This window comes from Janthinobacterium sp., assembly GCF_031995485.1.
Lineage (GTDB): Bacteria > Pseudomonadota > Gammaproteobacteria > Burkholderiales > Burkholderiaceae_D > Janthinobacterium.
In genome coordinates this window covers 46,046-60,786 of record NZ_DAMAGB010000016.1, presented here as the reverse complement: position 1 = coordinate 60,786, position 14,741 = coordinate 46,046, and the positions used below count along the sequence as shown (strand labels likewise).

The 14,741-nt window shown below is 65.3% G+C and carries 10 protein-coding genes; 5 read left to right on the top strand and 5 right to left on the bottom strand.

Annotated features, from left to right (window positions below):
- Positions 1 to 6: 6 nt before the first annotated feature.
- The 3 genes from RTQ46_RS11745 to RTQ46_RS11735 form a co-directional block, all read right to left on the bottom strand.
- Positions 7 to 1,674 carry a methyl-accepting chemotaxis protein gene (locus RTQ46_RS11745; protein ID WP_312436739.1) on the bottom strand — a complete coding sequence of 556 codons (1,668 nt, stop codon included), beginning with the start codon at positions 1,672 to 1,674 and terminating at the stop codon, positions 7 to 9.
- A 264-nt stretch (positions 1,675 to 1,938) separates the two neighbouring features.
- The gene (locus tag RTQ46_RS11740) at positions 1,939 to 2,721 is read right to left on the bottom strand and encodes a 3-hydroxybutyrate dehydrogenase (protein ID WP_312436737.1); all 783 of its coding nucleotides are present in this window, start codon (positions 2,719 to 2,721) and stop codon (positions 1,939 to 1,941) included.
- Between the two features lie 79 nt (positions 2,722 to 2,800).
- The gene (locus RTQ46_RS11735; protein WP_312436735.1) at positions 2,801 to 3,862 is read right to left on the bottom strand and encodes an AraC family transcriptional regulator ligand-binding domain-containing protein; all 1,062 of its coding nucleotides are present in this window, start codon (positions 3,860 to 3,862) and stop codon (positions 2,801 to 2,803) included.
- 92 nt (positions 3,863 to 3,954) lie between these two features.
- On the opposite strand from RTQ46_RS11735, the gene RTQ46_RS11730 reads away from it, so the two are divergent.
- From RTQ46_RS11730 to RTQ46_RS11710, 5 genes are all read left to right on the top strand, one after another.
- Positions 3,955 to 5,565, top strand: a complete 1,611-nt coding sequence (locus RTQ46_RS11730) for an FAD-binding oxidoreductase (RefSeq protein ID WP_312436733.1) — start codon at positions 3,955 to 3,957, stop codon at positions 5,563 to 5,565.
- Complete coding sequence (locus RTQ46_RS11725; RefSeq protein ID WP_312436731.1) at positions 5,562 to 7,142, top strand: glycerol-3-phosphate dehydrogenase/oxidase; 1,581 nt, start codon at positions 5,562 to 5,564, stop codon at positions 7,140 to 7,142. Before RTQ46_RS11730 ends, RTQ46_RS11725 begins: the two co-directional genes overlap by 4 nt.
- Before the next feature lie 31 nt (positions 7,143 to 7,173).
- Positions 7,174 to 7,488, top strand: coding sequence for a hypothetical protein (locus RTQ46_RS11720; RefSeq protein WP_312436729.1), 315 nt, complete (start codon positions 7,174 to 7,176; stop codon positions 7,486 to 7,488).
- Positions 7,485 to 9,062 carry an FGGY-family carbohydrate kinase gene (locus RTQ46_RS11715; protein WP_312436727.1) on the top strand — a complete coding sequence of 526 codons (1,578 nt, stop codon included), beginning with the start codon at positions 7,485 to 7,487 and terminating at the stop codon, positions 9,060 to 9,062. Before RTQ46_RS11720 ends, RTQ46_RS11715 begins: the two co-directional genes overlap by 4 nt.
- A 242-nt stretch (positions 9,063 to 9,304) precedes the next feature.
- Entirely contained in the window at positions 9,305 to 11,584 is a 2,280-nt protein-coding gene (locus tag RTQ46_RS11710; RefSeq protein ID WP_312436726.1) for a TonB-dependent hemoglobin/transferrin/lactoferrin family receptor, read from the top strand.
- Between the two features lie 276 nt (positions 11,585 to 11,860).
- On the opposite strand, the gene RTQ46_RS11705 is transcribed toward RTQ46_RS11710, so the two are convergent.
- Positions 11,861 to 13,219: a diguanylate cyclase gene (locus RTQ46_RS11705; protein WP_312436724.1), complete on the bottom strand. Its 1,359-nt coding sequence runs from the start codon at positions 13,217 to 13,219 to the stop codon at positions 11,861 to 11,863.
- 262 nt (positions 13,220 to 13,481) lie between these two features.
- Positions 13,482 to 14,675: a PLP-dependent aminotransferase family protein gene (locus tag RTQ46_RS11700; protein ID WP_312436722.1), complete on the bottom strand. Its 1,194-nt coding sequence runs from the start codon at positions 14,673 to 14,675 to the stop codon at positions 13,482 to 13,484.
- Between the last annotated feature and the right edge of the window lie 66 nt (positions 14,676 to 14,741).

The following is a 14,741-nucleotide window of genomic DNA, read 5'->3' as shown; positions in this document are numbered from 1 at the left end:
TGTGCTTCAGAAGGTTTCCCACTCACTGTCCTGTTTGGCTGATTTTACCGGTGTGGACAGTTTGGCCACGGCAGGCTTGACGGCCACCTGCACGCGCGCCGCCGCATGCCGCACATTGCGCTGCATGGTGCCGTCGAGCTTGAAAATGCTGACCAGTTCGGCCAGGCGCGCGGACTGGTCCTGCAGCGCGTTGGCGGCGGCCGCCGCTTCCTCGACCAGCGCCGCGTTCTGCTGCGTCACCTGGTCCATCTGCGTGATCGCATGATTGACTTCGCCGATACCCGTGCTTTGCTCCTGCGCGGCCGAGCTGATTTCGGCCACGATATCGGTCACGCGCTGCACGCTTTCCACCACTTGTCCCATGGTCTTGCCGGCTTTTTCCACCAGCAGCGTGCCTTCGTCGACCTTGCCCACCGAGTCGCCGATCAGGGTCTTGATTTCCTTGGCCGCCGCAGCCGAGCGCTGCGCCAGGCTGCGCACCTCGGTGGCGACCACGGCAAAGCCGCGTCCCTGTTCGCCGGCGCGCGCCGCTTCCACGGCTGCATTGAGGGCCAGGATATTGGTCTGGAAGGCGATGCCGTCGATGACGCCGATAATATCGACGATGCGGCTCGACGCCACGTGAATCTCGCCCATGGTGGCGATCACCTGCTGCACCACGGCGCCGCCTTCGACGGCTACACCCGAGGCCGACAGCGCCAGCTGGCTGGCCTGGCGCGCATTGTCGGCCGTCTGGTGCACGGTGGACGACAGCTGTTCGACGGCCGAGGCGGTTTCTTCCAGCGAGCTGGCCTGCTGTTCGGTACGCGAGGACAGGTCCAGGTTGCCGCTGGCGATTTCGGCCGAGGCGGTGGCGATGGTGTCGGCGCCCGTGCGCACTTCGCGCACGGTATTGAGCAGGCTCTGGTTCATTTCCTTCAGGGCCTGCTGCAGCTGGCCGATCTCGTCGCTGCTCTCGACGGCGATGGTGCGGCTCAGGTCGCCGCTGGCCACGGCCTTGGCCGCTTCCACCGCGTGATCGAGCGGGCCGGTGATGCTGCGCGCCATCAGCCAGGCGGCGATCACGCCCATCAGCAGGGCCGCCGCGCCCAAGCCCAGCAGCAGGCTGCGGCCGGAGCGGTAATTGCTGTCGATGCTGGCGGCGGCGCCATCGATCACGCCGCGCTCGAACTTGACCAGTTCGCGGATGCTGTTCGAGTACGCCTGCGTGGCGGGCGCCATCTTGCTGTCGTAGGTGGAGTTGGCCATCTCGTCGTTGCCCGCTTCCTTCATCTTGAAGACTTCGGTGCGGATATCGTTGAAGATCTTGCGCTGCGCCAGCATGGCGTCGAGCACCTTGCGGTCTTCCGCACCGGTGACGCTGTCCTCCAGCTGCTTCTGGATTTCCGACGCGCGCTGCGAGTAGGCGGCCATCTGCTTCTTGAAATAGTCCTGCACGGCCGGGTCATTGCTTTTCACCACGGCGGCGCTGCGGGCGCCATTACTTTCGATAATGCCGATCCATTCGGCGGCAATGCGTTCGCGCACCAGGTCGCGCTCGACCATGGTGTGGGTGGCGTCGCCGATATCGTGCAGGCGCGCCACGCCGATCAGTATCATCAGGGCCATCAGGGCCAGCACCAGTCCAAAGCCCAGGCTGAGGCGTGCGCCTATGCGGAGATTGCGTATAGTCATAGCGTTTTCGGGGAAAAAGAGGAAAGCGGAGAACGGCAAGCAAGGTTGCCAGACCGGACAGATGGCCGGAATTGTAATGCAATGTTGCTGTGCAGCAAAAGTTAACTGTGGTTAACTAATGGCTTGTGTCTCTTTTTTGCTCGTCAAACGCTTGCAAACCACTAACAACTGCCGGGGTCGGACCCGACGGGAGAATACATCCCGGTGGGATGTATTCCGATCGCGAAGCGACTGACCCCGGCACCTGCTGTCGCATTTCAGCTGTTACTGCATATGCCACCCGTGACTGACAACAATCGACTGCCCGCTCAGCGCATTCGACGGGAACGCCGCCAGGAACACGGCCGTCTGCGCCACGTCCTGGGTGGTGGTGAATTCGCCGTCGATGGTGTCTTTCAGCATCACTTTCTTGATCACGTCTTCTTCGCTGATGTTCAGCTGGGCCGCCTGTTCCGGGATCTGCTTGTCGACCAGCGGCGTGCGCACGAAGCCGGGGCAGATGACGTTGGCGCGGATATTGTCTTTCGCGCCTTCCTTGGCCACCACCTTGGCCAGGCCGACCAGGCCGTGCTTGGCGGCCACGTAGGCGCTCTTGAACGGCGAGCCTTCGTGCGAGTGCACCGAACCCATGTAGATGATGGCGCCACCGCGGCCCCCCTGGATCATGGCGCGCATGCAGGCGCGGGTCGTCAGGAACGCGCCGTCCATGTGGATCGCCAGCATTTTCTTCCACTGCTCGAACGGGTAGTCGACCACCGGGCTGATGATCTGGATGCCGGCATTGCTGATCAGGATATCGATGCCGCCGAAGTGGGCCACGGCGTCGGCCACGCCCTTGTCGACCTGCTCTTCGCTCGATACATCCATGGCCACGGCAAACGCCTGGCCGCCGGCCTGCGCGATTTCGTCGGCCGTCTTGCTGGCGGCGTCCAGCGCCAGGTCGGCGATCACGACCTTCGCGCCCTGTTTCGCGTATTCGACGGCCATTTCCTTGCCGATGCCGCTGGCGGCGCCGGTAATCAGTGCGACTTTGTCCTTGAGTTGCATATTCTTCCTTTGCAGTGCAGGTTGGAGTAGTGACGACTAGACTTGCCGCTGCCAGTATAGCCACAAACCGGGAGCGAGATCATTCACGCGCATCAAGCCTGGCCTGCAGGCGCCAGGCGCCGGGATTGGTGCCGGCCCAGGCGCGAAACGCGTGGTTGAACGCGCTTTGTTCCTGGTAGCCCAGCAGATAGGCGATATCGACCAGCGACAGATTGTCCTGGCGCAGATAGTCGCAGGCCAGGCGATGGCGCACCCGGTCCAGCAAGGCCTGGAAGCTGGTGTCCGCGTCGCTGAGCTTGCGCTGCAGGGTGCGCGGCGTCATCGCCAGCTCCTCGGCCACGCCGGCCAGGCGCGCGGCGCCCTGGCGCAAGCCGCTGGCAATCGCCGTCTCGACCCGCGCGGCGATGCCGGCATCGAGTCCCGCGTCGCCGCAGCGCTGTGCCAGCAACTGCTCGGCGTGCTGGCGCAGCAGCGGATACAGGCTGAGGTCGGCATTTGGCACGGGCCAGTCCAGCACCTGGACCGGCATGATGGCGGTGTTGGCGTCGGCGTTGAAGCGGGGCAGGCTGCCCAGCACGCGCACATATTCGTCGCGGTGCGCCGCATGGCGCAGCAGGTCACCGCCGCCATCGTGGGCAAAGGCCAGCTCGCTGGGCGGCAGCGGCTTGCCGGCCAGCCAGTCGCCGCACACGCGGATGCCGGCAAACACGCTGTCGACCAGGTGCCGGCTGGCGTCGGGATAATGGCTGATCCAGCGGTATTGAAAGCGCTCGCCGTCGCGCCGCAGGGCGGAGCGGCCCAGGTCGTGCGCCAGTCCTTCATAGCGGGCCGTCTGTTCCAGCGCCTGCCCCATGTTCTTGCAACTGAGCAGCACCATGCCATACGCGCTGTAGGTGCCCATGCGCACGCGCTCGCCGACGTGCAGGCCGAAATGCGCGTCGCCGGCCAGCGCAGCGCCCGCGTCGAGCAGGCGCACATAAGCCGCCGCGGGCAGGGTGGCGGGCGGCGGCGAGAGGCCTTGCGCGGGCAAGCCCGCCGCGCCGGCCAGGTCCGCGCTGCCGATGCCGTGCGCGCCGGCCGCCTCCAGCAAGGGCTGCACATAGGCTGCCGCGACGCGCCCGGCGCTGTCAGTAAATGGCATGATGAAACAATGCGATTGTCATGAAAAACCAATACCCGAAAATGGTGACGGCATATGCTGCCAGTCAGACAGTATACCTTGGGAGGCAGGCGATGCAACGCTGGAATGGTTGGGGCGACGAAGGCATTACCCATGTCTTGAGCGGCGAGGCGCTGGGCTTCCTGCGGCAGCGCGTGGGAGCGGGCCAGCCGATCCTCGATGCCGGCTTTGGCGCCGTCTGCGCCGGCGTACCCGCCTCGCGCCTGGCGCCGCATCCGCTGATCGACACCACGCCTGCCGTGCGCGTGCGCCATGCGCTGGGCCAGAGCCTGCCCGACTGGTTCAAGCTGCGCCACGGCCGCATCGGCGCGGTGCCCGACGGCGTGGCATTTCCCGACAGCGGCGAGCAGGTACGGGCCCTGTTCGACCATGCGCGTGACAACAGCATTGTCATCATTGCGCATGGCGGCGGCACCAGCGTGGCCGGCCACCTGACCGTGCCGGATGACGGCCGGCCCGTGCTGGCGGTCAGCATGACGCATCTGCGCGCGCTGCACAGCCTGGACCGCGAAGCGCAGCTGGCCACCTTTGGCGCCGGCGTGTATGGACCCGACCTGGAAGCGCAGCTGCGCGCGCACGGCTACACGCTGGGCCATTATCCGCAGTCGTTCGAATATTCGACCCTGGGCGGCTGGATCGCCACGCGCTCGTCTGGCCAGCAGTCGCTGCGCTATGGCCGCATCGAGCAGCTGTTTGCAGGTGGCGTGGTGGAGACGCCCGGCGGCACGCTGGCACTGCCCACCTTTCCCGCCTCGGCGGCCGGCATCGACCTGCGCGAAATGGTGCTGGGCTCGGAGGGACGCCTCGGCATCATCACCGAGGCCACCGTGCGCGTGTCGCCGCTGCCGGCCCATGAAGCGTTTCACGCCGTGTTTTTTCCGGGCTGGCAACAGGCGCAGGCGGCCGTGCGCCAGCTGGCCCAGGCGCGCCTGCCTCTGAGCCTGCTGCGCCTGTCGAATGCGCTGGAAACGCGCACCATGCTGGCGCTGGCGGGCCATGCGCGCCAGATCGCCTGGCTGCAGCGCTACCTGCATCTGCGCGGTTGCGGCGAAGGGCAGTGCATGCTGATGGTGGGCGCCAGCGGCGCGCCGGCAGCCGTGCGCGCGGCGATACGCAGCGCACTGGCGCTGGCGCGGGCAGAAAAAGGCGTGCATGTGGGGCGGCGCATGGGCGACAAGTGGAAGCAGGGGCGCTTTCGCAATGTGTATTTGCGCAATGCGGCCTGGGAGCATGGCTATGTGATCGACACGGTGGAAACGGCGGTCGACTGGCCGCGCGTGGCGGCCATGATGGCGGCGCTGGAACAGGCGGGCACCGCGGCGCTGGAAGCGTTCGGCGAGCGCGTGCACGCCTATACCCATCTGTCGCACCTGTATGCGCAGGGCGCCAGCGTGTACACCACGTATGTGTGGCTGCTGGCCGGCACCTATGAACAGAACATGGCGCGCTGGCGCGCGCTGAAACACGCGGCGAGCAGCGCGATAGTCGCGCATGGCGGCACCATCAGCCACCAGCACGGCGTGGGCACCGATCATGCGCCGTACCTGGCGGCCGAAAAAGGGGCGCTGGGCATGGCCGCCATCGGCGCGCTGCTGCGCCAGTTCGACCCGCAGGGCATCATGAATCCCGGTAAACTGCTGCAGGGCGCCGGAGCGCCGCCGTGAGCGATGGCGCACGCCGCGACGATCTGCCGGCGCTGCTGGCGCGCGACTGGGATCTGCTGATCGTCGGCGGCGGCATCACGGGCGCCGGCATCCTGCTGGAAGCGTCGCGGCGCGGCTTGCGCGCGCTGCTGGTCGAACAGCAGGACTTTGCCTGGGGCACCTCGAGCCGCTCCTCGAAACTGGTACATGGCGGCCTGCGCTACCTGAAGCAGGGCCGCCTCGGCATGACGTACGAATCCGTGCATGAACGCCAGGCCTTGCTGGAGGAGGCGGCCGGGCTGGTCGAGCCGCAGGGCTTTGCCTTTGGCGATTACCTGGGCCGCAAACCGGGCCGGCGCCAGTTCATGCTGGGCCTGGCCATTTATGACCTGATGGCGGGGCGCCGCGCGCGGCGCCATCTCGACGCCGACACATTCTGCATGCTGGCGCCGGACGTCCAGCGCGCCGGGCTGCTGGGCGGCATGCTGTACCAGGACGCCAAGACCGACGATGCGCGGCTGGTGCTGCGCGTGCTGCACGAAGCGAGACACCATGGCGGCGCGGCCGTCAATTACCTGGGCGTGCAGTCGCTGCTGCGCAGCGAGGGCAAGGTCGAGGGCGCGCTGCTGCACGATGCGCTGGACGGCACCGGCCATGCGGTGCGGGCGCATCTGGTGATCAGCGCGACCGGCGCCTGGGCCGACGGCCTGCGCGCCCAGTTGGGGGCGGCGCCGAAACTGCGGCCCCTGCGCGGCAGCCATCTGCTGTTGCCGGCCTGGCGCCTGCCGCTGGCGCAGGCGGTCAGCCTGATGCATCCACAGGACGGCCGGCCCGTGTTTGCCTATCCGTGGGAGGGCGTGACGCTGGTGGGCACCACCGATACCGACCATGGCGACGGCCTCGACGCCGAAGCGTCGATCACGCGCGGCGAAATGGAGTATCTGCTGGCAGCGCTGCGCTGGCAGTTTCCTGCGCTGGCGCTGGATGAAAGCGACGTGATCGCCACGTTTTCCGGCGTGCGGCCCGTGATCGGCAGCGGTGCGCTTGACCCGTCGAAGGAAGGGCGCGAACATGCGCTGTGGCTGGAGGACGGCCTGCTGACGGTGGCCGGCGGCAAGCTGACCACGTTTCGCGCGATTGCCCTTGGCGTGTTGCGCAAGGCCGCGCCGCTGCTCCCGCACTGGCGGGCAGACCTGCGCAAGCGGCCGATTTTCGCCGCGCCAGCGCCTTTGTCGGCTGCGGCGCTGGCGCTGGACGCGCAACAGCAGCAGCGCTTGGCGGGGCGTTATGGCGGCGCCGCACAGGCGCTGTGCGACGCGGCGCAGGAGGGCGAACTGGCGACGGTCGCCGGCACGCAGACGCTGTGGGCGCAGCTGCGCTGGGGCGCGCGCACGGAAGACGTGCATCACCTGGACGATCTGCTGCTGCGGCGCACGCGCCTGGGCCTGCAGCTGGCCAGCGGCGCGCTGGCCATGCTGCCGCGCGTGCGCGCCATCTGTCAGGGTGAACTGGGATGGGATGACGCGCGCTGGGAGCAGGAACAAACGCGCTACCTGGCGCTGTGGCGGCGCCATTACAGCGTACCCGGCACACTGTGAATTCAATAAAGAGGAGAACACTATCAAAACCATGCTGTTTGGCCTGCCCCTGGCTCTGGGCGGCGCCCGCATCACCTACGACAGCCTGTCGCAGCTGGACCTGGCGCAGCCGCTGGCCGCCATTGTGGATGACCTGGGCGAAGACCTGCTGCAGATCTGCTGTGCCAATGGCGATATCGTCGACGTCGGCTGGTATCCGGCCTGGAACGAGCAGGGCGGCCTGCGCGTGGTGACGGTGCGGGGGCAGGACTGGGAAGCGCCCGTCTTCAGCGCGCAGCCGGCGCTGCAGCCGCAGGCGCTGCTGCAGGCGCTGCACGCTGCGCTGGCCCAAGCAGCCCAGCCGTGAACGCCACTGCGCCCGCCGGACCGTATCTGCTGGCCATCGACAACGGCACGCAAAGCGTGCGCGCGCTGCTGTTCGACCTGCACGGCAACCTGGCGGCCAAGGCGCAGGTGTTTCTGGAGCCGTATTTTTCCGAGCATCCCGGCTGGGCCGAGCATGACGCCGACGGCTACTGGCAAGCCGTGTGCGAAGCGTGCCGGCAGCTATGGCGCGGCTGCGCCATCGACCGCGCGCAGGTCGCGGGCGTGGCCGTCACCACCCAGCGCGGCACGGTCGTCAATGTCGATGCAGAGGGCAGGCCGCTGCGCCCCGCCATTACCTGGCTGGACCAGCGCAATACGAAGCTGGTGCCGCCGCTGGCGCCGTGGTGGCGCGCCGCTTTCCGCATCGCGCGCCTGGACGGCACCATCGGCTACTTCCGGCGCGAGGCCGAGATCAACTGGATCGCGGCGCACCAGCCCGGGGTGTGGCAGCGCACCCATAAATTCCTGCTGCTGTCGGGTTTCCTCAATCACCGGCTGTGCGGCCGGTATGTCGACTCGACCGGTTCGCAGGTGGCGTATATTCCGTTCGACTACAAGCGCCATGCCTGGGCCGGGCGCCACGACTGGAAGTGGCAGGCGCTGGCCGTCAACAAGGCCATGCTGCCGGAACTGGTGACGCCGGGCAGCCGCATGGGCACCATTACGGCCGCCGCTGCGCTGGCGACCGGCATTCTTGAAGGCACGCCCCTGCTGGCGGCGGCCGCCGACAAGGCCTGCGAAGTGCTGGGCGCCGGCTGCATCGAGCCGCACATGGCCTGCCTCAGCTACGGCACCACGGCCACCATCAACACCACCAATGCAAAATATCTGGAAGTGACGCGCTTCATTCCGCCGTATCCGGCTGCCATGCCGGGCGCCTACAGCACCGAAGTGCAGATCTTTCGCGGCTACTGGATGGTCAACTGGTTCAAGCAGCAGTTCGGCGACCGCGAGCGGGCTGCCGCCGCCGAGGACGGCTCGGGCCTGTCGGCCGAAGCGCTGTTCGACCGCCTGGTCGACAGCGTGCCGCCCGGCTCGATGGGCCTGATGCTGCAGCCGTACTGGAGTCCCGGGATCAAGGTGCCGGGGCCGGAAGCGAAGGGCGCCATGATCGGTTTTGGCGACGTGCATACGCGCGCCCACATGTACCGCGCGATCCTGGAAGGGCTGGCGTATGCGCTGCGCGAAGGCAGGGAGCGCATCGAGAAAAAAAGCGGGGTGCCCATCACGCAGCTGCGCGTGGCCGGTGGCGGTTCGCAGAGCGACGCGGCGATGCAGCTGACGGCCGATATCTTCGGCATGCCGGCCGCGCGCGCCCACGTGTATGAAAGTTCGGGGCTGGGCGCGGCGATCGCCGTGGCCGTGGGCCTGGGGCATTACCCTGATTTTCCCGCCGCCGTGTGCGCCATGACGCGCGAGGGCCGCGTGTTCCAGCCCAACCCGCAACACAGCCGCACCTACGACCGGCTGTACCGGCGCGTGTACCGCAGGATGTATGCGCGGCTGCAGCCGCTGTACCGCGATATCGCGGACATCACAGGCTATCCCGAGTGAATGGCATGCAAATGATATTGCGAATCATTCGCATCTGTTATATGATGTGCACCGCATTTCACCAAGGCAACTTAACCCGGTGACTGCACGCGCCGCCCGCCAGATGCCGGTGGCGCGTATCGCGCGGGCAGAGCCCGGCCGCAACGCTCCCTTCAACGCCGCCGCTTGAACAGTGCATGCATGCACCCCTCTGCCCAGCGTTTTTTCATTCCACAAGCATGAAGAACCAGGCAAGGAACGCAATGACTTTCAGCAGCAAGCATATTCCGCGCGCAGGCGCACTGACCCCGATGGCGGCCGCACTGGCGTTGGCGCTGGGCGCCGCCAGCAACGCCTGGGCGATTGATGCCGGCGACACCTCCAACGACAAGCAGATGCCGGCCATCAGCGTGTTCGGCGATGCCATCAGCGCCGGCACGGCCGGGCGCTCGTATATCAACAGCGAAGATATCGAACGCCAGCAGGCAGACAACGTGGCCTCGCTGCTCGACACCTTGCCAGGCGTGGACCTGGCCGGCACGGCGCGCCCGAGCGGACAAAGCCTCAATATCTGGGGCTTCAACAAGGTGCAGGACGTGAAGGTCATCCTCGACGGCGTGCCGAAGGGGTTTGAAAAATACCGCCAGGGATCGATCTTCATCGAACCGGAACTGATCAAGCAGATCGAAGTGAACAAGGGCGCCCACACCAGCCTGTACGGCAATGGCGGCTTTGGCGGCGTGATCACGGTCGACACCAAGGATGCGAAAGACATGCTCGAAGGCGATGCGAAGCTGGGCGCGTTCGTCAAGTATTCGCGCCACAGCAACAATGCGGAAGACGATGTCACCGCTGCCGTGTATGGCCGCACGGAAGACGGCCGCTACGATGTGATGGCGTTTACCACCCAGCGCAAGTCCGACGATCTGCGCAAGCCGGACGGCAAGCCGTTCCGCTTCTCCGCCATCGACGCGCCGTCGCACCTGCTCAAGCTCAATGTGCGCCTGACGCCGGAGCAGCTGCTCACGCTCACCGCCATGAAGAGCGGCAGCACGGGCTGGGGACCGTTTGCCGCCATGGGCGAAGACGTGCCGACGCCGACCGAAGCGGAAATCAAGCGCTACGGCCTGGAAGAAGCGTGGCAGCGCAAGGCCGTATACCGTGACCAGAACGACGACACGTATTCCGTCAAATGGCAGTACGCGCCTGCCAATAATCCGTGGATCAAGCTGACGGCCACGGCCGGCTACTCGCACACGGACCAGCATGACACGCGATTGCCATCGGCCTCGCTGGGCTCCTATCTGGGCTCGCTGGGCAACGAGAGCTGGGCCTCGTATGTGGATCGCATTCTTGAAGTGCGCAACGAGAGCGCGTTTGCCACCGGCGCGTTGTCGCACGTGCTGATGATGGGCCTGCAGTGGCACAAGAACGTGCGCGACACGCTGATGTACTATCCGTCCTCGACCGCGCTGAAGGACCCGAGCTATAACTATGGCTACTTCCAGCCCTACTATATGCCGTCCGGCCGCCAGGAGACGCAGGGACTGTATCTGCAGGATGCGGTCAGCTATGGCGATGTGACCCTGACGGCGGCCTTGCGCCACGACCGCGTCGTATCCGAAGGCGTGCCGAACGTGGCCTCGCGCTACAACAGCCCGCTGCCTGCGGCCGGCCACGACTTCAGCGAAAAAACGCATGCAGACTGGTCGCCGCGCCTGGGCCTGTTCTGGAAGGCCAGCAGCGCGCTGGCGCTGTTCGGCGACTTGAGCCGTACCTGGCGCGCGCCGACCATCGACGAGATGTATTCGAATGAATATTATGTCTCGGCGCGCCTCGGATCGAGCACGCCCGGCACCAGCCGCGACCTGGCGGTCGAGCGCGTGACGGCCGCGCGCATCGGCGCCATGCTGCATCGCCAGAACCTGTTCATGGAACGCGACGATGCGCAATTGCGCGTCACCGCTTACCGCAATCGCGTCACCGACAATATCGGCCCGCGCCTGGGTATCCTGGTCGAAGGCTATGTTTCCGGCAGCGGCGTGGGCCTGCCGCCCGGTTTGTCGTCCTACCGCAACCTGGCTGGTTTGCGCACGGAAGGCGTGGAGATCGAATCGTATTACAACTCGCCGCGCCTGTACGCGAGTGCGTCGCTGTCGTCGCAATTTGGCTCGCGCCACGGTTCGCAGCGCGATCCGTGGGGCAAGGATGAGCCGGTTTCCACGATTGCGCCGGACAAGGTGATGACGGGGTTGGGCTGGCGCTTTCCTTCACAAGGCGCGACTGTTGGCTGGCAAGGACGTTTCGTCGCCAGGCAGGATCGTGTTCTTCCGGTGGGGAATGTGTATCGCTTGCCGCCTTCCAGGGGCTATGCATTGCATACGTTGTTTGCGTCGTGGAATGGGGTTAACGGCATTTGGCGTGGGACGGAGGTGAGGTTGACGGTGGATAATGTGTTGAACCGTCATTACATGCCTTACTTGAGCGAGGCTGTTACCGGCGTGGGACGCAATGCCAAGCTCAGTGTTTCACGCAAGTTTTAACCCGTACGGCTGAGATGCTGGGGTTGGACGGGGGCGCCGAGAGCCTCAGGGTCCGACCCCGGAATTTGCTTCCGGGTTTGTTTTAGAGCTTTAAAACCAGCGGGCCTGAGACGCGGGCCTGAGAAAATGCCAATGGCGGCGTTGCAGCTTCCTCGCCGTACATGCGTACTGTCTTCGTCGCTGCGCCTTGCCCTCGACATTTTTCAGGCCCGCTTGGCCCGGGAGCCTATTTTGAGGTCTTGGGCCGGATTGACCGCCTGCGGTCGGCTTTCTTGCCTATCGCAGTATCAACGCCTTCACCGTCTCCCACGCCGTACTGCCCGAATGCGTCGCCCTTACCTGGTTGCGGCCGCCTTCTTTGGCGACGTACAGGGCGCGGTCGGCGGCGACGAACAGGGCTTCGCGGTCGTCGAGTTGATGCGGGCGGATGGTGGCGACGCCGATGCTGACGGTGATCCAGTTCGAGGTGGGCGAGCGCGGGTGGGGCAGGCGCAGGTTTTCGATGTCGGCGCGGATGGTTTCAGCCAGCACCATCGCGTTTTCCGCTTCCGTTTCTGCAAACAGCATGACGAATTCTTCGCCGCCGTAGCGGGCGGCCAGGTCGCCCGAGCGGCAGGCATGCGCCTGGATCGCTAGCGCCACCTGCTGCAGGCAGGTGTCGCCGGCTGGATGGCCCAGGCTGTCGTTGTACAGCTTGAAATGGTCGACATCGAGCACCACCAGCGACAGGGTGCCGCCGTTGCGCACGGCGCGCTGCCATTCTTTTTCCAGGAAGCTGTCGAAATGGCGGCGGTTGGCGATCTTGGTCAGCGGGTCGAGGTAGGCGGCGCGCTGCAGTGCGTCTTCCGACTGCTTGTGGTGGGTGATGTCGTGCAGCAGGCCGATATACAGGGGCTGGCGCAAATACATGGGCGTGAGCGTCAGGTCCATGCTCATGGCCTCGCCATTGCGGTGGCGGATCGCCACTTCGCGCGTGCCGTGGTTGTGCGCGGTTTCCGGATTGGCCGCATACATGGCGAAATAATCGAGGTATTCCTGTGTTACCAGCGGGCTGAGCAATTCTCCGATCGAGCGGCCCGCCAGTTCGTTTTCGCGGTAGCCCAGGTAGTGGTCGCAGGCCGGATTGGTGTACTGGATGCGCCCATCGGCCTCGATGATCAGCAGGCCCTCGGCCATGTTGTTCACGATGGTGCGCAGGCGCTCGGCCTGTTCTTCCTGGGTTTCGCTGTTGCTGCGGATTTGCAGCTGGGCGCGCACGCGGGCGCATACTTCGGCCATGCGCAGCGGCTTGCCGATATAGTCGACCGCGCCAATATCGAAGCCGGCCACCACGTCCTCGGTGTCGGTTTTCGCGCTCATGAAGATCACGGGGATGCGCTGGGTGAGTGGATGTTGCTTGAGCCGCCGGCAGGTTTCGAAGCCATCCATGTCGGGCATCATCACGTCGAGCAGGATCAGGTCCGGTTGGGCGCGCTGGGCAATAGCGAGCGCTCGCTCGCCTGATGGAGCGACATAGGTCTGGTAACCCTGCTCCGTCATCAGCTTGCGCAGCAGCTCCAGGTTGGCCGGCGCATCATCGACGATCAATATCGCGGCTTCGCGCCGTTGGGACAATCCCACACTGCCTGGACTCATTGCTACCGGCCTCTATCTGATGTACGGCACAGGCCAGCAGCCATGGCTGAGCCTGGTTCAAAATGTTACTTTGATACAGATCATACCGCTTTGCTAACATGTTGGGTAGAAAATCGCTGTTATTTTTTTATGGAAAATATTGCCCTGCTCATATTTTAATGACTTAATTGATAATTTCGCTGCCGGCGCCGCTGCAGCCGCAACCGGCGCCGGCTGGTGCTTCCCGCCCGCCGGGGCATGCGCGCGGGAAAGTTTACACTGCTTACATCCTGGCCGCGATCAGCTTGCCCAGGATGGCCACGCCCTCCCGGATGCGTTCCGGCGGCACCGTCACGAACGACAGGCGCAGCGTGTTGGTTTCAGGCGCATTCGCATAGAACGGCGAACCTGGCACGAAAGCAACCTTGTTCAGGATCGCTACATCGAGCAGCTGCATCGCATCGATATGTTTCGGCAGGGTCACCCAGATGAACATGCCGCCTTCGGGGCGGGTCCACGTCACGCCGGCCGGGAAGTGCTGCTGCAGCGCGTCCAGCATGGCCTGGCACTGGTCACCGTACAGCGTGCGGATCTTCGGAATGTGCTGGTCGAGGAAACCGTCCTTGATCACTTCGTGCACCACCATCTGCGTCAGCTGCGAGGTATGCAGGTCGGCCGCCTGCTTGGCCAGTTCCAGGCGGCGCACCAGCGGCGGCGGCGCCACCACGTAGCCCAGGCGGATGCCGGGCGTAAGCACCTTCGAAAACGAACCCATGTAGATCACGCCGTCCGGATTCATGTTCAGCATTTTCGGATACGGCTCGCCGCTGTAGCTGAGGGCGCCGTACGGATCGTCTTCGATCAGCGGCAGGCCGTGGCGGGCGCAGGTTTCCACCAGTTCCACGCGGCGCGCCACGGACAGGCTGCGGCCGGTCGGATTCTGGAAGTTCGGCAGCGCATACAGCAGGCGCGCGCCATCGGCTACCGGGTCGACCGATGACGGCACCAGGCCTTCGTCGTCGGTATCGACCGACATGAATTCGGGACGATAGACGGAAAACGCCTGCAGCGCACCGAGGTAGCTGGGGGTTTCGACCAGCACGCGGCTGCCTTCGTCGATCAATACCTTGCCCAGCAGGTCGAGCGCCTGCTGCGAGCCGGACGTCATCAATACCTGTTCCGGCGCAATCGTGCTGCCGCTGGTGGAGAGGGTATCGGCGATCCACTGGCGCAGCGGCAGGTAGCCATCGGTCGGGCCATATTGCAGCGCGACCTTGCCGTTGTTGCTGAGGACCTTGTCGAACGCGGTTTTCATTTCCTCGACAGGGAAGGTGGCCGGGGAGGGCAGGCCGCCGGCAAACGAAATGATCTCGGGGCGCTGCGTGATCTTCAGGATCTCGCGGATGAAGGAGCTTTGCAATTGCTCGGCACGCTCGGCAAAACGCCACTGTATCGGATTTGGATTGTCAATTTTCATTCGAGATCTCATAAAGAAAGTGCCGTGCGACAGGCGCGGCCTGGGTAAAGACGCTTGTGGCGGCTT

Excerpts from the sequence above, each read along its gene's own strand:
- RTQ46_RS11740 (WP_312436737.1), bottom strand. The coding sequence starts at position 2,721 with ATGCAACTCAAGGACAAAGTCGCACTGATTACCGGCGCCGCCAGCGGC.
- RTQ46_RS11710 (WP_312436726.1), top strand. The coding sequence starts at position 9,305 with ATGACTTTCAGCAGCAAGCATATTCCGCGCGCAGGCGCACTGACCCCG.
- RTQ46_RS11705 (WP_312436724.1), bottom strand. The coding sequence starts at position 13,219 with ATGAGTCCAGGCAGTGTGGGATTGTCCCAACGGCGCGAAGCCGCGATA.
- RTQ46_RS11735 (WP_312436735.1), bottom strand. The coding sequence starts at position 3,862 with ATGCCATTTACTGACAGCGCCGGGCGCGTCGCGGCAGCCTATGTGCAG.
- RTQ46_RS11720 (WP_312436729.1), top strand. The coding sequence starts at position 7,174 with ATGCTGTTTGGCCTGCCCCTGGCTCTGGGCGGCGCCCGCATCACCTAC.
- RTQ46_RS11745 (WP_312436739.1), bottom strand. The coding sequence starts at position 1,674 with ATGACTATACGCAATCTCCGCATAGGCGCACGCCTCAGCCTGGGCTTT.
- RTQ46_RS11700 (WP_312436722.1), bottom strand. The coding sequence starts at position 14,675 with ATGAAAATTGACAATCCAAATCCGATACAGTGGCGTTTTGCCGAGCGT.
- RTQ46_RS11730 (WP_312436733.1), top strand. The coding sequence starts at position 3,955 with ATGCAACGCTGGAATGGTTGGGGCGACGAAGGCATTACCCATGTCTTG.